The organism is Massilia sp. Root418 (assembly GCF_001425265.1).
GTDB lineage: Bacteria > Pseudomonadota > Gammaproteobacteria > Burkholderiales > Burkholderiaceae_D > Rugamonas.
Genome location: NZ_LMEC01000023.1, coordinates 1 through 16,866, shown reverse-complemented (window position 1 = coordinate 16,866; position 16,866 = coordinate 1). Strand labels below are relative to the sequence as shown.

Genomic DNA, 16,866 nt, shown 5'->3' with positions numbered 1-16,866 from the left:
TTATCACACTTCCCTGCCGATAACTAGCCGCCGCGCTGATGGGCTAGTAGCATGCTCCGGTAATAGCGCGCCGTCAACCACAAAGCAAGTGCCGTCACGGTAAAGGCCAGCTGGCCGTAGGCCAGCCACAACACCGAGTCCGACAGCACCGGCACGATGGCGCCGGCCACCACCGCGCCCAGCAGCGTCGTGGCGAAGGACTGGCAGGAAGCGACCGTGCCGCGGATGTGCGGGAACAGGTCCAGCCCCAGCAAGGTGGCGGCCGGCGCCACCACCGACATGCCGAAGGTGTAGAAGAACAGCGGCGCCACGCTCCACGGCAGCGACGGCGGCTGGAACCAATGGTAGATGACGTTGACGCAGGCGGCCGTGATCAGGAAACAGAAGCCGATGCCGATCTGGCGCGCGAAGCTCATCTTGCCGGCAATGCGGTTGGCCGCCAGCGCGCCGAGGAAGATGCCGCTCACGGCCGGGATGAACAGCCACGCGAACTGGTCCGGTCCGAGGCCGAGGTGGCGCGGCAGCATCACCGGCGCGGCCGTGATATAGACGAACAGGCCGGCGAAATTGAAGGCCACCACGCCGGACTTCATGTGGAACAGCGGCGAGGTCAGGATGGTGCGGTAGTTGCGCACCAGGTAGCGCGGATTGAAGGGCTGGCGCTTTGCGGGCGGCAGCGTTTCCGGCAAGCGGCGGTAACACACCACGAACAGGCCGATGGTGTAGACGAACAGGAACAGGAAGATGGCGCGCCAGTCCAGGTATTTGACGATGACGCCGCCCAGTACCGGCGCGATGGCCGGCGCGATCGAGAAGATCATGGTGACCATGGACAGCAGGCGCGCGGCCGGCGCGTCGTCGTACAGGTCGCGGATGATGGCGCGCCCCACCACCACGCCCGCGCCGGCCGACACGCCCTGCAGCACGCGGAAGAACCACAGGTAGTGCACCGAGTGCGAGGCGGCGCAGCCCATGGTGCCGATGGCGAACAGCACCAGCGACACCAGCACCACGTTGCGGCGCCCGAAGGCGTCCGCCAGCGCGCCGTGCCACAGCACCATGCCGGCGAAGGCCAGCATGTAGGCGGTCAGGCTTTGCTGTACTTCCAGCGGGGTGGCGTGCAGCGAGGACTGGATGTTGGGGAAGGCCGGCAGATAGGCGTCGATGGAGAACGGGCCCAGCATCGACAGGGAGGCCAGCACGATGGCCAGCGCGAAGGCGCTCAGCGGCCTGGCGTGGCTGGGTTCGGGCGGCGGGATCTCGGCGACGGGGTCGGGAGGGAGGTTGGCGGGCGGGGTGGGGAACATTGGGCGGTCTCGCTGGCGGTGCATCGGCGGGTTACGGCTGCGCCTAACCCGCCCTACTTGAATCGCTGCCCCGTTGTAGGGCGGGTTAGGCGGCACGCCGTAACCCGCCGTGGCGGGGCGGCGGCCGCACCGTATATCAAGATCTCGGCTTGGCTTCTTCGCGGCGGTTGTAGCCGGCCACCATATCGAAGCGGAACAGCCGGCATTCCAGCGCACCGTTGAAGAACGGCGTCTTGCGCGCTTCCTTCAGGCGCAGCAGCTTGGGCAGGCCCAGGTCCGCCGTAAACAGGAAGGCGGTCCAGCCGGCGAAGCGCTGCTTGAGCGTGGTGCCGAAGGCGGAATAGAACGAGGACGCCAGTTCGTCTTCCGGCAGGGTGCTGTCGCCGCGCACGCCGATACGCTCGCCGTACGGCGGGTTGGTCAGCAGGATGCCCGGCTGCTCGGTCGGCGCCTGCACCTGCTGCGCTTCGATCTGCTTGAGCGGAATATCGAACATGATGCCGGCGCACTTCAGGTTGTGACGCGTCATGGCCACCATGTCGCCCGAAATATCGGAACCGAAGATGGTCGGTTCGGACGGCAGTGGATTCGGCTTGATGGCGTTCTTCATGTCGGCCCAGGCGGACGGCTTGAAGTCGTGGAATTTCTCGAACGCGAAACGGCGGCGCGCGCCGGGCGGAATGCCCTGCACCATCTGCGCCGCTTCGCACAGGATGGTGCCGGAGCCGCACATCGGATCGAACAGCGGCGTGCCCGGCTTCCAGCCGGAGACGCGCAGCAGGCCGGCGGCCAGGTTTTCGCGCAGCGGCGCGTCGCCCGTTTCATCGCGCCAGCCGCGCTTGAACAGCGCCTCGCCCGAGGTGTCCAGGTAGACGATGTACTGGTGCGCGTCCAGGAAGCCGACAATGCGCATGTCCGGCTCGCGCGTGTTGACTGACGGGCGCGAACCGTACATGTCGCGGAAGCGGTCGCAGATCGCATCCTTGATCTTGAGCGTGGTGAATTCCAGGCTTTTCAGGGGCGACTTCACGGCCGTCACGTCGACGCGGATGGTATGGTCCACGCCGAACCACTCTTCCCACGGCTGCGCCAGGGTCAGGTCGTAGATGTCGTTCTCGTTCTTGTAGCCGCCGGCGGCCATGCGCATCAGCACGCGCGAGGCGATGCGCGAATGCAGGTTGACGCGGTAGGCGTCTTCCAGCGCGCCGGAGCAGTGCACGCCGCCGGGCACCTGGTTGTGCACCTTCAGGGTGCTGCCGGGCAGCTGCGTGATTTCAGTCAGTTCTTCGGCCAGTGCCGCTTCCATGCCGCGCGGGCATGGGCAAAAATAGGAAGCCATAGGGGTACCTTTTATCCGTTTAAAAAAAACGTTCCGCCTGCGCGGAACGGTGTACTTCAGGAGGCCAGGGCGCGTTCGAGGAAATCGAGCCTGTCCTGGCCCCAGAAACTTTCGCCATCGAGGATGTACCACGGCGAGCCGAAGATACTGGCGGCGGTGGCGTCCTCGGTATTCTTGTCGTACTCGGCCTGTACGCTGGCCGTCTCCGACGATTTGGCCAGCGCGCGGCCATCGAGGCCGCAGCTGTTCGCGATCTGCACCAGCGTCTCTTCGTCGCCGATGTTGCGCTCTTCGGCCCACAGGCCGCGCATGATGGCGCCGGACAGCTGCAGCGCCGTGTCCACGCCGTGCGTCAGGCGCGCGGCGATGATCAGTTTGGCCGCCGCGTCCGGCGACACCGGGAAGAATTTCGGCTGCACATTCATCGGCACGCCTAGAAATTTCGACCAGCGCGCCAGTTCCACCAGGCGGTAAGCCTGGCGCTGCGGCGCGCGCTTGGCCAGCGGCAGGCCGCCGGACACGCCAAACACCTTGCCCAGGTCGAAGGGGCGGATATCGATCTGCGCGCCGTGCGCCCTGGCCAGCGCCACAAAGCGCTCGTGGCCCAGGTAGCTCCACGGCGAGTGCGGGGCAAAGTAGTATTGGCAGGTTTTACTCATGCGTGGCTTCCTCAGAAAGGTTTGACGACGACCAGGATGACGATGGCCAGCAGCAGCAGCACGGGCACCTCGTTGAACCAGCGATACCAGGTGTGGCTGCGGGTGTTCACGCCGCGCTCGAACTTCTTCAGGATGGCGCCGCAGGCGTGCGAATAGCCGATGGCCAGCACCACCAGCGCCAGCTTGGCGTGCATCCAGCCGCCGGGCATCTTGAAGCCGCCCTCGCCGCCGTACTGCAGCCAGAGGAGCCAGGCGCCCAGCAGCACCGCCGGCACCGACAGCATCATCATGAAGCGGTACAGCTTGCGCGCCATCAGCAGCAGGCGTTCCTTGCTCACGCTTTCCTTCTCCATTGCCAGGTTGACGAAAATGCGCGGCAGGTAGAACAGCCCGGAGAACCAGGACACGACGAACAGGATGTGGAACGCTTTTACCCAGAGCATAGGCTTCCTTATTATTTGCGTCTTATTTACGAACTTCGCCGTGGCCGAACACCACGTACTTGAGCGAGGTCAGGCCTTCCAGGCCGACCGGTCCGCGCGCGTGCAGCTTGTCGTTCGAGATGCCGATTTCCGCGCCCAGGCCGTACTCGAAGCCGTCCGCGAAGCGGGTGGAGGCGTTCACCATCACGGAGGCGGAATCGACTTCGCGCAGGAAGCGCATGGCGTCGCTGTAGTCTTCAGTGATGATGGACTCGGTGTGCTTGGACGACCAGGTGCTGATATGGTCCATGGCCTGGTCGATGCCGTCCACGACGCGCACGGCGAGGATGGGCGCCAGGTATTCGGTGGCCCAGTCTTCCTCGGTGGCGTGCACCAGGTGCGGGTAGCCCTCCAGGAGCTTGTACGACTCCGGGTCGCAGCGCAGTTCCACCTGCTCGGCCGCGTACAGCTTGGCCAGCTCTGGCAGCACCTGCGGCGCGATGGCGCGCGCCACCAGCAAGGTTTCCATGGTGTTGCACGGGCTGTAGCGCTGGCACTTGGCGTTGAAGGCCACGTCCAGCGCCTTCCTCATGTCGGCCTTGGCGTCGATGTAGACGTGGCAGATGCCGTCCAGGTGCTTGATCATCGGCACGGTGGATTCCTTCATCAGGCGCGCGATCAGGCCCTTGCCGCCGCGCGGCACGATCACGTCCACGTATTGCGGCATGGTGATCAGCGCGCCCACGGCGGCGCGGTCGGTGGTGTCCACCACCTGCACGCCGTCTTCCGGCAAGCCGGCGCCCTGCAGGCCTTCCTTGACCAGCCTGGCCAGCGCGCGGTTGCAGTTGATCGCTTCCGAGCCGCCGCGCAGGATGGTGGCGTTGCCGCTCTTGATGCACAGGCCGGCCGCGTCCACCGTGACGTTGGGACGGGCTTCGTAGATGATGCCGATGACGCCCAGCGGCACGCGCATCTGGCCGACCTGGATGCCGCTCGGGCGGAATTTCAGGCCGCTGATTTCGCCGATGGGGTCCGGCAGCGCCACGATCTGGCGCAAGCCTTCGACCATGGTGGCGATGGCTTTGTCGGACAGGGCCAGGCGGTCCAGCAGCGCCGGCGCCATGCCGGCGGCGGAGGCCGCGTCCAGGTCGAGCTGGTTGGCGGCGCGCAGGGCGGCCGCGTCGCGTTCGATCGCGTCGGCGATCAGCAGCAGTGCGCGGTTGCGCTGCGCGCTGTCGGCACGGGCCATGGCGCGCGATGCAACGCGCGCCTGGCGGCCTACTTGTTCCATGTATTGCGTGATGTCCATTTCTGTCCCGTTCAGTTCCGGCGGGTTACGGCGCTGCGCGCCTAACCCGCCCTACATAAAGCCCGTGAAGCCATTTGCGACGCCGTAATTTACGTGATGCCCGTAAAGCCGTTCGCGGCACCGTAATTTACGTGATGCCCGTAACACCATTTGCGGCACCGTAATTTACGTCATGTCCGTAACGCCATTTGCGGCACCGTAATTTACGTGATGCCCGTAAAGCCATTTGCGGCACCGCAATTTACGTGATGCCCGTACCATTTGCGGCACCGTAATTTACGTGATGCCCGTAACGCCGTTTGGGGCACCGTAGGGCGGGTTAGCGCGCAGCGCGTAACCCGCCAATATCCGCCGCCAAATCAGCCGCGCGCCACCTTCAGCGCCAGCTGCAGCATTGCATCCCATGCATCGCCGGCGAAAGCCCTGGCGCGCAGGCCCTTGATCATCTTATCGATTTGCGCCGCTTCCTGCAGCGCAGCCTCCAGCAGCGGCAGCGTCACGCGCCGCAGCGCCGGTTCCATCATGCGCTCTTTCGGGCCCCAGATGCGGTACTCCTTGAGTAGCGCCCCAAGCGGCCGTCCCTGCGCCGTGCCGGCCTTGAGCTTGAGCAGCGTGCGGATTTCCTCCGACACCGCCCACAGCACCAGCGGCAGCGCCTCGCCTTCGCCCTTTAGGCCTTCGAGCATCCGCACCAGTCGCGCGGGATCGCCGGACAGCATCGCTTCACTCAGTTTGAACACGTCATAGCGCGCCACGTTCAGCACCGCGTCATGCACCTGTTCGTAAGTCAGTTTGCCCGCTTCATGCAGCAGGCCCAGTTTCTGTATCTCCTGGTGCGCCGCCAGCAGGTTGCCCTCCACGCGGTCGGCGATGAAGTCGATGCTCTGGCGGTCCGCGCTCTGGCCTTGCGCGGCCAGGCGGTTGCCGATCCAGCCGGGCAGCTGCGCGCGCTCGACATTCGGGATGTCGATGTACACCGCCGCCTGCTGCAGGGCAGCCACCCAGGCCGCCTTCTGCGTCTGCCAGTCCAGCTTGGGCAGGGTGATCAGCGTCAGGTTGTCCGGACTCAGATCCTTCACGTAGTTCTGCAGCGCCGCGCCGCCGTCCTTGCCCGGCTTGCCGGTCGGGATGCGCAGCTCGATCAGCTTCTTGTCGCCGAACAGGGACAAGGCCTGGTTCGCCGCCAGCAGCTCGCCCCACTTGAAGCTGCGCTCCACGGTCAGCACGTCGCGCTCGGAGTAGCCTTGCGCGCGCGCGCTGCGGCGGATCTTGTCCGCCGCTTCCAGCGCCAGCAAGTGCTCGTCGCTGGTGATGACGTACAGCTGCGCCAGCGGCTTGCTCAAATGCCCGTCCAGCGCGTCCAGCCTCAGTTGCATACGTTGTCCCGCATATGCTCTATTCCTTCGGTGCCGCGACCGGCGTGGCGGGCGCCAGCGACAGCGCAGCCACCGGCTTGATGGCGGCCATGCGGCGCATCATCTGCTGCACCAGGTCGGTCTGCATGTCCCTGTACAGCAGCGCCTCTTCCTGCTCCTTGGCCAGCAGCTGGGTTTCGTCGAACGTGATGGGACGATTCAGGCTGATGCTGGTAGGCGCCAGCAGCTCGTTACCGAGCTTGTCGCGCACGCGGAACACGATGGTGTAGGCCAGCAGGTATTCACGCACGCGGCCATTGCTGTTCAGCGACAGGATGCTCTTGGTGCGGGTCTTCTCCGGATCGCTCAGCACCTCGATCACGCCGTCGGCCTTGGCCGGATCGGAGACCACCACCGTGTTGCCGTTGACGCGGATGTTGCGCTTCAAATCGATCGCCAGCGGCGACGATTCCGGCAAGCCGACGTACATGGCCGGGAACGGCAGCGTGTAGTGGCCGCCCGAACCGCGCAGGTGGAAGCCGCAGGCCGACAGCGAGCCCGCCAGGGCCGCCGCCACCAGCAGCGCACCGGCGCCGCGTTTCAAGGTGTGAATGGTGGTCTTCATGCTTACACCACGATGTTGACGAGTTTGCCCGGCACCACGATGACCTTCTTCGGCGTGCCTTCGATGAACTTCTGCACGCTTTCCTCGGCCAGCGCGGCAGCTTCGATGGCGGCCTTGTCGGCGCCCTTGGCCACCTTCACGGAGCCGCGCAGCTTGCCGTTCACCTGGATCATCATCTCGATCTCGGACTGCTCCAGCGCTGCGGCGTCGACCTGCGGCCACGGTGCGTTCAGCAGGTCGCCGAGCGCCTTGCCATAGCCCAGCTCTTCCCACAGCACGTGGGTGATGTGCGGCGCAACAGGGTTCAGCAGGCGCAGGAAGATGGCGAAGCCTTCCGAGATCACCGCGTTCGATTCCGCGCTGTCATCCAGCTTGGCCGACTCCATGGTGTTGAGCATCTTCATGCAGGCCGACACCACGGTGTTGTACTGGATGCGTTTCAGGTCGTAGTCGGCCTGCTGCAGGATCTTGTGCAGTTCGCGGCGCAGGGTTTTCTGCGCGTCGCCGGCGACAGCCACCGGCACGGTGGCGGCGGAGCCTACGGCCTCGATGCGCGCCTTCTGCGCGTAGCCGAAGGCCCATACGCGGCGCAGGAAGCGGTTCGCGCCTTCCACACCCGAGCCGGACCATTCCAGGGTCTGTTCCGGCGGCGAGGCGAACATGGTGAACAGACGGGCCGTGTCGGCGCCGTACTGCTCGATCTGCGCGGCCGGGTCGATGCCGTTGTTCTTCGACTTGGACATCTTCTCGGTGCCGCCGATGTTCACCGGCTGGCCGTCTTCCTTCAGCAGCGCGCTTTGCGGGCGGCCCTTGTCGTCGGTGGTCAGGTTGATGTCGGCCGGGTTGTACCAGGTCTTCTTGCCTGCCGCGTCTTCGCGGTAGTAGGTCTCGTTCAGCACCATGCCCTGCGTGAGCAGGTTGACGAACGGCTCGTCGAATTTCACCAGGCCGAAGTCGCGCATGATCTTGGTCCAGAAGCGCGCGTACAGCAAGTGCATCACGGCGTGCTCGATGCCGCCGATGTACTGGTCCATTGGCATCCAGTAGTCGTTGCGCTCGTCCACCATGGCGTTGTTCGAGCCCGGCGAGGTATAGCGCATGTAGTACCACGACGAATCCACGAAGGTGTCCATGGTGTCGGTTTCGCGGCGCGCAGGCTTGCCGCACTGCGGGCAGTCGCACTTCAGGAAGGCTTCGTACTTGTTCAGCGGGTTGCCGGTGCCGTCCGGCACGCAGTCTTCCGGCAGCACGACAGGCAGGTCCTTCTCAGGCACCGGCACCGAGCCGCAATCGGCGCAGTGGATCATCGGGATCGGCGTGCCCCAGTAGCGCTGGCGCGAAATGCCCCAGTCGCGCAGGCGGAAGGTGATCTTCTTCTCGCCCAGGCCCTTGGCTTCCATGTCGGCCGCCACGGCATCGACAGCGGCGGCGTAATTCAGGCCGTCGTACTTGCCGGAGTTGGTGACGATGGACACTTCCTTGTCGCCATACCATTCCTGCCACTCGGTACTGGAGAACGCCGGGTTGGCAGCGGTGGTGATGACCTGCTTGATCGGCAGATTGTATTTGTTGGCGAAGGCGAAATCGCGCTCGTCGTGCGCAGGCACGCCCATCACGGCGCCGTCGCCGTAGGTGATCAGCACGTAGTTGCCGACCCAGACTTCCACCTGCGCGCCGGTCAGCGGATGGGTGACGAACAGGCCGGTCGGCATGCCCTTCTTCTCCATCGTGGCCATGTCGGCTTCGATCACGGAGCCCATCTTGCACTCGGCGATGAAGGCTTGCAGCTCGGGATTGTTCTGCGCGGCGTGCGTGGCCAGCGGGTGCTCGGCCGCCACGGCGCAGAAGGTCACGCCCATGATGGTGTCCGGACGGGTGGTGAAGACGAACATCTTGCCGTCCTGGATCAGCTTGCCGCCGGCATCCTTGATCTCGTGCGGGAAGGCGAAGCGCACGCCGGTCGACTTGCCGATCCAGTTGGTCTGCATGGTGCGCACGCGCTCGGGCCAGCCCGGCAGCTTGGTATCCACGTATTCCAGCAGCTCGTCCGCGTAGTCGGTGATGCGGGCGTAGTACATCGGGATTTCGCGCTTCTCGATCAGCGCGCCCGAACGCCAGCCGCGGCCGTCCACCACCTGCTCGTTGGCCAGCACGGTCTGGTCGATCGGGTCCCAGTTCACGGTGCCGGTCTTTTTGTAGATGATGCCTTTTTCCAGCATCTTCAGGAACATCCACTGGTTCCACTTGTAGTATTCCGGCTTGCACGCGGTCATCTCGCGCGACCAGTCGATGGCCAGGCCCATGGACTCCATCTGCTCGCGCATGTGGGCGATGTTGGAGTAAGTCCACTGCGCAGGCGGCACGTTGTTGGCCATGGCCGCGTTTTCCGCAGGCATGCCGAAGGCGTCCCAGCCCATCGGCATCAGCACGTTGTAGCCGTTCATGCGCAGGTAGCGGTACATCACGTCATTGATTGTATAGTTGCGCACGTGGCCCATGTGCAGCTTGCCCGAAGGGTAAGGCAGCATCGAGCAAGCGTAGTACTTGCCTTTTGGGAAACGTGGGTCGTTTTCTACCGCTTTGTAGGCGTCGATCGCCTTCCAATGCGATTGGGCGGCTTTTTCAACGTCGGCGGGACTATATTTATCTTGCATGATGTGTGCGGCCAGTATGAAATATTGGTGGATATGAACCGGTCATTATAACAGCATGCACTATAAGGAATTTCCGCCTCACCCCGCCTTGCGCGCGTATGTCGCCTGCCTGTGGGCGAGCGCGTCCGGCGGCCCGGTGCCAGGCGGCCGCGCGGCCTCGCACAGGGTGCTGCCGGACAACTGCATCGACATCCTGTGGCAGGATACGGGCGCGGCGGCTTTCGCCGTCGGCATGATGACGCGCGCCATCCACGTGGCGTCCTCGCAGGTAGTGCGCACCGTGGCGGTGCGCTTCAAGCCGGGCGCGGCGGGCATTTTCCTGTCGCCGCCGCACGGCCCCGCCCTGCCCCTGCACCACCTGGCCGACCAACGCAGCGACCTGGACCAGCTATGGGGCCGCAGCGACGCCGACCGGCTGGCCGACAGCCTGTGGGGCCGCGAACTGAGCGACGTCCAGCGCCTGGCGCTGATCGAGCGCAGCCTGCTGGCGCGGCTGCAGGCTGCCGCCGCCGGCGGAGACGCCGCCGCCGGCATGGCGCGCAGGGGCCGGCCGTCGGTCCTGGAACCGGGCGCACTGCCGCCTGCCGCGGCACCCGCAGGCGCGCTGGTCGGCGCGGCGCTGGACGTCATCGGCCGCAGCGGCGGCGGCCTGCGCATCGACACGCTGGCGGACGGCCTGGGCGTGTCGCGCCAGCACCTGGCCGCCCAGTTCCGCGCCAAGGTCGGCCTGACCCCGAAAATGTACGCCCGCATCTGCCGCTTCCGCCGCGCCACCGGCGCCTTGGCGCAGGCGCAGCCCCACGCCGGGACAACCGACTGGGCCCGGCTGGCCCAGGACTGCGGCTACTTCGACCAGTCCCACCTGATCCACGACTTCCAGGAATTCTCCGGCAGCGCCCCGGAAAATTTCCTGCGCTGACTTTCCATTTTTCCAATCGGGGCCGCTCCCGGCGTGGCAAGATAGCCATCTTTTCAACCAGGAGAGCAAGATGATCAAAGGATTACGCACCGCCATGTATCCCGTGCCGGACATGGAACAAGGCAAAGCCTGGTACACCAGCGTGTTCGGCGTGGGCCCCTACTTCGACCAGCCGTTCTACATCGGCTTCGCCGTCGGCGGCTTCGAGCTGGGCCTGTTCCCGGACGGCACGCCCGGCCCGTCGGGCAGCCGCGTCTACTGGGGCGTGGACAACATCGAAGCCGAAGTCGAGCGCATCACCGCGCTGGGCGCCACGGTGTTCTCGGCCATCCAGGAGGTGGGCGAAGGCATCAAGGTGGCCGAGCTGAACGACCCGTACGGCAACGTGCTGGGACTGATCTACAACCCGCTGTTCAAGCCCGAGGACGTACGCTGATCGGTGTACGCAAAACGGCAACCCATGGTAATATACGTTTCATATACACTTCATATATCAAACGAACAACCATGGGCATAGTAAAAATCTCCGACCAGATGCACGAAAACCTGCGGGTGGCGAGCGGCGCGCTGAGCCGCTCCATCAACGCGCAGGCCGAACACTGGCTGCGCATCGGCATGCTGGCCGAAACCAATCCCGAACTGCGCTACAGCGACATCTGCCAGATGCTGCTGCGCTCCGCCGCGCAGGACGGCCCCACTTTGGCCGACGCCATCGGCGCCCCCATCGAGGAGCGCCGGCACCATGCGTAAGAAAAAACAGAACGACATCCTCATCAAGAGCCCCGAGCAGATCGCCCAGGCACGCGTGGCGGCGCAGCTGGCGGCCGACGTGCTGACCATGATCGGTCCGCACATCAAGGCCGGCGTCACCACCGAAGACCTGGACAAGATCTGCAACGACTACATCGTCAAGGTGCAGCAAGTGATTCCCGCCAACGTGGGCTACGGCGGCTTCCCGGCCACCGTCTGCACCTCGGTGAACGAAGTGATCTGCCACGGCATCCCCTCGCCCAAGCGCGTGCTGCGCGACGGCGACATCATCAACATCGACGTGGCCGTGATCAAGGATGGCTGGCACGGCGACACCAGCCGCATGTACTACGTGGGCCAGCCCAGCAAGCAGGCCGAGCGCTTGGTGGACGTGACCTACAAGTCGATGTGGGCCGGCATCCGCGCGGTGAAGCCGGGCGCCACCTTGGGGGACGTCGGCCACGCCATCCAGACCGTGGCTGAAGCGGCCGGCTTCAGCGTGGTGCGCGACTACTGCGGCCACGGCATCGGCCTGGTGTATCACGAAGACCTGGAAGTGCGCCACTACGGCAAGCCCGGCACCGGCATGACGCTGCAGCCGGGCATGCTGTTTACCATCGAACCGATGATCAACGCCGGCAAGCCGCAATCGCGCCAGATGCCGGATGGCTGGACCGTCGTCACCGCCGACCGCTCGCTGTCGGCGCAGTGGGAACACATGGTGACGGTGACCGAGACCGGCTTTGAGGTGCTGACGCTGGCGCCGGGCGAACAGGCCCAATAGGCTAAGCGCCCCCGGCCGATTTCGGGCTAGGGGGCGGCGACTTGCGGGCGTAGTCAACCAGGTCCTTGGGATACACCAGCTCGTCGCGGTACCCGCTGTCGTCGATATCGTAGAGGTAGGTGAAGGCGGCCGCGCAAAATGCCCAGTAACCGACATAATCGGAATATTTGGGCGTCGCGTTTTCATGCTTGCCCCAGAAATGAGCGCGGCCCCTCATCGACGGATACCACCTTGCCACGTATCGCTTCATGGCCTCGGCCTTGGCGGCAGGGGCCTCGCTGTCGATCACGTCCACCAGCATGCCGTAGGGCTTCTCCCAATACCATCCATCGACGACAGGGCGGTCCGGCAAATAGAAGTTGAGTAACTCCTCAATCAGCAAGTCCGTTTCGTCATAGTCAGTCCCCGCCATGAGCGCGAAGACTCGCGGTATCAAATCCTCCCTATGCAGCAGCGCAGCTACGCTGATGATGCCAATGTAGTCCACGTATTCATCGATTGGATCATCCAGCGTGAACACCGCGCTGTATTCCTCTTCGGGTAGCTCGTCTTTCGCTTCCGCTTCGCGCTCGTATGCCTGCACTACCTTGGCCAGGAAAGCGGCGAGTTCATGGAGCGGATCACCGGCCGTGTACCTGAGCTGGAACTCACGCCAGCGGCCGGCCGCGATGTAGCCAAGGAGGACGTGCTGACCGCCTGGCTTGTCTTTGCGTTCCGTTAGTTTTTCCTCAGCAAGCTCGTCATTGCGCCGGTACGCCGCCAGCATGTTGGCAAAGCTTTGCTCGTCAATATAGGGCTGGCGACGCAGGGAAAGGAAATTCGCGTTCATGAAAGGCGGCGCGGCATGCTGCGCGCGTAGTCAACAAGATCTTTTGGATACACCAGCTCGTCGCGGTACGCGCTGTCGTCGAGATCGTAGAGATAGGTGAAAGCAGCGGCACAGAACGCCCAATATCCCACGTATGAAGAATAGGCAGGCTTGCTCTTCTCGTGCTTGCCCCAGAAATGCGCCAGCCCTTTCATCGACGGATACCACTTGGATACATACTTCTTCATCGCACCGGATTTGGCTGCAGCGCTGTCGCTGATGATGACTTCAACCAGCAAGCCGTAAGGCTTATTCCACAACCACTCATCCAGTGCCGGACGGTCTGGGAGATAAAATCTCAACAGCTCCTCGACAACCAAATCCACTTCGTCGTAGGCGCCGCCGGCAACCAAAGCGTGGATGCGCGGTATCAGATCCTCGCGGTGCAGCAAGGCGCAGGCACTGATCAAGCCGATGAAGTCCACATACTCGTCGATTGGGTCATCCAGCGCGAACACAGGAATGTACTCGTCATCAGGCAAGCGGTCCGAAGCAATCGCTTCGCGCTCATACGCAGCGACCACTTTCGTCAGCAGCTCAGCGAGCTCGGGAAGCGGATCGCCAGCGGTATACCTCAACTGGAACTCGCGCCACAGGAAGCCTGCCATGAACCCGAGAATTTCGGTTTGCTCTCGCGGCAGGTGCGCATTCTCAGGCAATTCCCGCTCGCCCTGTTCTTCCTCGCCGCGATAGTGCGCTATCGTATTGAGAAAGCTTGTCTCGTCAATGTACGGCTGGCGCCGGCGATCGGAAAACGTCGCGCTCATGATATTGCCCCGTCACTCGCGGTACGGACCACTTCGGCCCCGTCGTTCAGTGTGACCAACTGGCGTGGCACGCTGCGCGCGTAGTCGACCAAGTCCTTCGGGTAGACAAGTTCATCACGGTACGTGCTGTCATCGAGGTCGTAGAGATAGGTAAAGGCGGCAGCGCAAAATGCCCAGTAGCCGACGTATGAAGAATACTCAGGCTTCATTCTCTCGTGCTTGCCCCAGAAATGCGCCAGCCCTTTCATCGACGGATACCACTTCTATTCCAGAACCATTCATCTAGCTCGGGACGGTCTGGCAGATAAAAGCCCAATAGTTCTTCCACCACAGCATCCGCTGCATCGTACGGGCCGCCTGCTACCAAGGCGTGAACGCGCGGTATCAGATCCTCGCGATGCAGCAGGATGCAGGCACTGATCAAGCCGATAAAGTCGACATACTCATCGATAGGATCGTCCATGGCGAAGACTGGAATGTACTCGTCATCGGCCAAGCGGGCGGATGACTCTGCTTCTCGCTCATAGGCGGCGACCACTTTTGTGAGCAATTCTGCCAAGTCGGGAAGCGGATCGCCGGCTGTGTACCGCAGCTGAAACTCACACCACAAGAAGCTTGCCAAGAATCCGAGAATCGCGCTTCGCTCACGCGGCACGTGCCCGTGCTCAATCAGTTTTTGCTCGCCTTGATTTTTGTCGCGGCGATAGTGGGCTATCGTGCTGAGAAAGGTCTGCTCGCCGAGGTAAGGCTGACGCCGGCGGGCTACGAAAGGAGTGGTCATTTCATCCAGGCCCTATGCTCAGGTAGCGGAACTCCACTGCCAGATTGTCTGGCCGTATTCCGATGCATCGAATGAAGGCATGAGTTCTCCTTCGTTGAAATGCCGCGCGCTACCCTCCTTGGCTGGGCTGAACCAATTTCCTGCGCGTGGGCAAGGCTGACCTCCTGCAACGCGCAGGATTTCATTGCCATCCTTGAGGCGAACCGGTTGGCGCGGCTTGCTGCGGGCATAGTCCACCAAGTCCTTCGGATACACCGTCTCATTCCTATATCCGCTGTCGTCGATATCGTAGAGGTAAGTGAAGGCAGCGGCGCAGAACGCCCAGTAACCTACATAATCCGAATACTCCGGCGTGATCTTCTCGTGCTTGCCCCAGAAATGCGCAAGGCCCTTCATGGACGGATACCACTTCGTCACGTACTTCTTCATGGCCTTGGCTCTGGCGGCGGGTGTCTCGCTGTCGATCACCTCAACCAGCATACCGTAGGGCTTATCCCACAGCCACTCGTCTATCACAGGTCGGTCTGGCAGATAAAAGTTCAGCAACTCCTCTATCAAGAGATCTGACCCATCGTAATCAGTACCTGCCAGAAGCGCGTGGATTTTCGGAATTAGGTCTTCGCGATGGAGCAAAACAGCCGCGCTGAGAATTCCCAAATAGTCGACATATTCATCCAACGGATCATTTAAGGTAAAGACGGGGCGGTACTGGTCATCAGGAACCTCATCCATCGACTTTGCAGCAATTTCATATGCCTGCACAACCTTATCCATGAACGCAGCAAGCGTTCCTAGTCCCTCGCCCGCAGTGTATCGCAATTGGAACTCAGCCCAAATCTGCGCCGCCATGTGTTCAAGAGTAACGCTAGTTTTGTAAATGGAGTCCTTGTTCCGCTTTAAGTTATCATTGTAAATCACCACATCGCGCTCGTAGTGAAGAATAGTATTATTAAAACTTTCCTCATTTATGTATGGCTGTCTACGGCGGGAAAAAAAATTTTCGCTCATGGTTTTCTTCTTCCTGGTTTCTTGGGCTTACCATCTTCTATGTAGCTTTTATTTGCCGCATCCAATTCAGCTTCGCCAAACTCCGTCTTGACATTATGCGTAGAATGATCAGCGGCGTGCTCTTGTGCTTTGACTGGGTCACCAACCATGCCATCCGCAATTATCCGCAACGCAGCCGCCACATGCTGCACCGCTTCATCAGGCGTGACCAAAAACACATGCCGGGAATAATTTGAATCTATCCTCGAGGTCAGGCTACGAAAATCCCTTCTTATCCGCTTTTCTATCCACTGATGGCTCATCTGCAAAACCTTTTCTTTTGGCTGTTTTGGATGAGTCGCTGTTCCGACTGCACGGGTGGCTCTCTGCCGGTTTCCCTTGCGCCTACTCCCACCACCGGGGGCATCTTCCGCATTTGCTTCCCCCAACAAGTTCAACAATTTGGCTGCAGGATTCATGCTCGCCTTTGCCTCAACCACAGCAAACTGATGCGGTAGACCTCGATTAGTGAACCACAACGAATCAATCCCACTGGTCAATACGTGTGCGCTTGGCGTACAAAGATATAGCGGCGTTTCCAGATCGTTGATCTTCTTGTATTCACTTTGCCATCCGGTTTTCTTGCCGCCTCGCGCCGGAGACCTCATGTCATGCCGATTCCACTGAAGCCCCCAGTTTTTTTGCTCAATGACGTGATGGTCAACGATGTGCTCACCTAGCAGCCCCTTCAACGCAAAATTCAACGGCGCGTAGATGGAATACGCCATATTCTGCGTTGCGTTAGCAGTCTTGCCTCGCGCTTTCTTCCCTCTTACGACGGGGGTTTGTGCCACCTCGTTGTGCCGTCTCGGACTACGCGCACCGTTTGCCCGGCTGGCGGGAGCACCGCCGCCGCGCGACATGGCAGCGTTCCCTGCCACCGACATCGCCACCGCTGCCGCATGCTCGCCCAGCAGGCCTTCCAGGAATTTGCGGATCTCTGCTGCCGCCTCGCGGATCGGGGCGGCGAGCTTGCCGCGCATGGCGCGCAGGCTGGGGGCGGCATCGCGCGCGAGCTGTTCGATGCGGTCGGGGCACCACCAGTGTTTCTGGCCCAGGTAGTCCAGCATGGCGATGCAGCTTTCCAGCGCCATGTTGGCCTTGATGATGGCCGCTTGCGTGTTGCCCGCCCAGTCCAGCGCGCGCACCCAGCGCACGGCACCGCCCTTTTTTTTGCCCAACATGGTTTCGATCATCGCCACGCCGCTATTGATGACGCCCTTGGCGCGCTTGCGCTGCCGGTACAGGGGCTTGAACACGGTCTTGAAGGCGCTGCCCAC

Annotated in this window: 17 protein-coding genes and 1 pseudogene; 4 read left to right on the top strand and 14 right to left on the bottom strand. The window is 62.6% G+C overall.

Translation table 11 applies throughout. The annotated features are described in order from the left end of the window. Nucleotides 1-23 precede the first annotated feature (23 nt). The 8 genes from ASC94_RS23575 to leuS form a co-directional block, all read right to left on the bottom strand. On the bottom strand, nt 24-1,307 hold the full coding sequence (locus tag ASC94_RS23575; RefSeq protein ID WP_082616792.1) for a multidrug effflux MFS transporter: 1,284 nt from the start codon (nt 1,305-1,307) through the stop codon (nt 24-26). Nucleotides 1,308-1,443: 136 nt separating this feature from the next. Further along, nucleotides 1,444-2,646, bottom strand: coding sequence for a class I SAM-dependent RNA methyltransferase (locus ASC94_RS23570; RefSeq protein ID WP_373888136.1), 1,203 nt, complete (start codon nt 2,644-2,646; stop codon nt 1,444-1,446). Between the two features lie 56 nt (nt 2,647-2,702). After that, the gene (locus ASC94_RS23565; RefSeq protein ID WP_056401630.1) at nt 2,703-3,305 is read right to left on the bottom strand and encodes a 2-hydroxychromene-2-carboxylate isomerase; all 603 of its coding nucleotides are present in this window, start codon (nt 3,303-3,305) and stop codon (nt 2,703-2,705) included. An 11-nt stretch (nt 3,306-3,316) separates the two neighbouring features. After that, nucleotides 3,317-3,748 carry a CopD family protein gene (locus ASC94_RS23560; protein WP_056401627.1) on the bottom strand — a complete coding sequence of 144 codons (432 nt, stop codon included), beginning with the start codon at nt 3,746-3,748 and terminating at the stop codon, nt 3,317-3,319. Between the two features lie 22 nt (nt 3,749-3,770). Then, a complete protein-coding gene (locus ASC94_RS23555) occupies nt 3,771-5,036 on the bottom strand; it encodes a glutamate-5-semialdehyde dehydrogenase (RefSeq protein WP_056401624.1) in 1,266 nt (421 codons plus the stop codon). Nucleotides 5,037-5,395: 359 nt separating this feature from the next. Beyond that, entirely contained in the window at nt 5,396-6,412 is a 1,017-nt protein-coding gene (gene holA, locus ASC94_RS23550; protein ID WP_056401621.1) for a DNA polymerase III subunit delta, read from the bottom strand. Nucleotides 6,413-6,431: 19 nt separating this feature from the next. Continuing rightward, nucleotides 6,432-7,016, bottom strand: a complete 585-nt coding sequence (gene lptE / locus ASC94_RS23545; protein ID WP_056401618.1) for an LPS assembly lipoprotein LptE — start codon at nt 7,014-7,016, stop codon at nt 6,432-6,434. Between the two features lie 2 nt (nt 7,017-7,018). Further along, a complete protein-coding gene (gene leuS / locus ASC94_RS23540; RefSeq protein ID WP_056401615.1) occupies nt 7,019-9,670 on the bottom strand; it encodes a leucine--tRNA ligase in 2,652 nt (883 codons plus the stop codon). Nucleotides 9,671-9,725: 55 nt separating this feature from the next. Between leuS and ASC94_RS34075 the strand changes: the two genes are divergently transcribed. From ASC94_RS34075 to map, 4 genes are all read left to right on the top strand, one after another. Next, a complete protein-coding gene (locus ASC94_RS34075; RefSeq protein ID WP_056401612.1) occupies nt 9,726-10,589 on the top strand; it encodes a helix-turn-helix domain-containing protein in 864 nt (287 codons plus the stop codon). A gap of 70 nt (nt 10,590-10,659) precedes the next feature. Further along, the gene (locus ASC94_RS23530; protein WP_056401609.1) at nt 10,660-11,025 is read left to right on the top strand and encodes a VOC family protein; all 366 of its coding nucleotides are present in this window, start codon (nt 10,660-10,662) and stop codon (nt 11,023-11,025) included. Between the two features lie 71 nt (nt 11,026-11,096). Further along, the gene (locus ASC94_RS23525) at nt 11,097-11,339 is read left to right on the top strand and encodes a ParD-like family protein (RefSeq protein ID WP_056401606.1); all 243 of its coding nucleotides are present in this window, start codon (nt 11,097-11,099) and stop codon (nt 11,337-11,339) included. Beyond that, nucleotides 11,332-12,123, top strand: a complete 792-nt coding sequence (map, locus tag ASC94_RS23520) for a type I methionyl aminopeptidase (RefSeq protein ID WP_056401603.1) — start codon at nt 11,332-11,334, stop codon at nt 12,121-12,123. The genes ASC94_RS23525 and map overlap by 8 nt, the downstream gene beginning before the upstream one ends. Before the next feature lies 1 nt (nt 12,124). On the opposite strand, the gene ASC94_RS23515 is transcribed toward map, so the two are convergent. The 6 genes and pseudogenes from ASC94_RS23515 to ASC94_RS33030 form a co-directional block, all read right to left on the bottom strand. Then, a complete protein-coding gene (locus tag ASC94_RS23515; protein WP_056401600.1) occupies nt 12,125-12,952 on the bottom strand; it encodes a PoNe immunity protein domain-containing protein in 828 nt (275 codons plus the stop codon). Beyond that, nucleotides 12,949-13,758 carry a PoNe immunity protein domain-containing protein gene (locus ASC94_RS23510; protein ID WP_056401597.1) on the bottom strand — a complete coding sequence of 270 codons (810 nt, stop codon included), beginning with the start codon at nt 13,756-13,758 and terminating at the stop codon, nt 12,949-12,951. Before ASC94_RS23510 ends, ASC94_RS23515 begins: the two co-directional genes overlap by 4 nt. Next, nucleotides 13,755-14,006: a PoNe immunity protein domain-containing protein gene (locus ASC94_RS23505; protein WP_056401594.1), complete on the bottom strand. Its 252-nt coding sequence runs from the start codon at nt 14,004-14,006 to the stop codon at nt 13,755-13,757. Before ASC94_RS23505 ends, ASC94_RS23510 begins: the two co-directional genes overlap by 4 nt. After that, nucleotides 14,003-14,539 carry a DUF1910 domain-containing protein gene (locus tag ASC94_RS23500; RefSeq protein WP_056401591.1) on the bottom strand — a complete coding sequence of 179 codons (537 nt, stop codon included), beginning with the start codon at nt 14,537-14,539 and terminating at the stop codon, nt 14,003-14,005. The genes ASC94_RS23505 and ASC94_RS23500 overlap by 4 nt, the downstream gene beginning before the upstream one ends. Before the next feature lie 18 nt (nt 14,540-14,557). Then, nucleotides 14,558-15,547, bottom strand: a complete 990-nt coding sequence (locus ASC94_RS23495; RefSeq protein WP_082616791.1) for a PoNe immunity protein domain-containing protein — start codon at nt 15,545-15,547, stop codon at nt 14,558-14,560. Further along, nucleotides 15,544-16,866 (bottom strand): annotated as a pseudogene (locus ASC94_RS33030) (hypothetical protein); the annotation flags it as partial. The gene ASC94_RS23495 and the pseudogene ASC94_RS33030, both read right to left, overlap by 4 nt.

Excerpts from the sequence above, each read along its gene's own strand:
- lptE (WP_056401618.1), bottom strand. The coding sequence starts at position 7,016 with ATGAAGACCACCATTCACACCTTGAAACGCGGCGCCGGTGCGCTGCTG.
- map (WP_056401603.1), top strand. The coding sequence starts at position 11,332 with ATGCGTAAGAAAAAACAGAACGACATCCTCATCAAGAGCCCCGAGCAG.
- ASC94_RS23565 (WP_056401630.1), bottom strand. The coding sequence starts at position 3,305 with ATGAGTAAAACCTGCCAATACTACTTTGCCCCGCACTCGCCGTGGAGC.
- ASC94_RS23570 (WP_373888136.1), bottom strand. The coding sequence starts at position 2,646 with ATGGCTTCCTATTTTTGCCCATGCCCGCGCGGCATGGAAGCGGCACTG.
- leuS (WP_056401615.1), bottom strand. The coding sequence starts at position 9,670 with ATGCAAGATAAATATAGTCCCGCCGACGTTGAAAAAGCCGCCCAATCG.
- ASC94_RS23560 (WP_056401627.1), bottom strand. The coding sequence starts at position 3,748 with ATGCTCTGGGTAAAAGCGTTCCACATCCTGTTCGTCGTGTCCTGGTTC.
- ASC94_RS23555 (WP_056401624.1), bottom strand. The coding sequence starts at position 5,036 with ATGGACATCACGCAATACATGGAACAAGTAGGCCGCCAGGCGCGCGTT.
- ASC94_RS23575 (WP_082616792.1), bottom strand. The coding sequence starts at position 1,307 with ATGTTCCCCACCCCGCCCGCCAACCTCCCTCCCGACCCCGTCGCCGAG.
- ASC94_RS23500 (WP_056401591.1), bottom strand. The coding sequence starts at position 14,539 with ATGACCACTCCTTTCGTAGCCCGCCGGCGTCAGCCTTACCTCGGCGAG.
- ASC94_RS23505 (WP_056401594.1), bottom strand. The coding sequence starts at position 14,006 with ATGAAAGGGCTGGCGCATTTCTGGGGCAAGCACGAGAGAATGAAGCCT.
- ASC94_RS23525 (WP_056401606.1), top strand. The coding sequence starts at position 11,097 with ATGGGCATAGTAAAAATCTCCGACCAGATGCACGAAAACCTGCGGGTG.
- ASC94_RS34075 (WP_056401612.1), top strand. The coding sequence starts at position 9,726 with ATGCACTATAAGGAATTTCCGCCTCACCCCGCCTTGCGCGCGTATGTC.
- ASC94_RS23530 (WP_056401609.1), top strand. The coding sequence starts at position 10,660 with ATGATCAAAGGATTACGCACCGCCATGTATCCCGTGCCGGACATGGAA.
- ASC94_RS23515 (WP_056401600.1), bottom strand. The coding sequence starts at position 12,952 with ATGAACGCGAATTTCCTTTCCCTGCGTCGCCAGCCCTATATTGACGAG.
- ASC94_RS23510 (WP_056401597.1), bottom strand. The coding sequence starts at position 13,758 with ATGAGCGCGACGTTTTCCGATCGCCGGCGCCAGCCGTACATTGACGAG.
- ASC94_RS23495 (WP_082616791.1), bottom strand. The coding sequence starts at position 15,547 with ATGAGCGAAAATTTTTTTTCCCGCCGTAGACAGCCATACATAAATGAG.
- holA (WP_056401621.1), bottom strand. The coding sequence starts at position 6,412 with ATGCAACTGAGGCTGGACGCGCTGGACGGGCATTTGAGCAAGCCGCTG.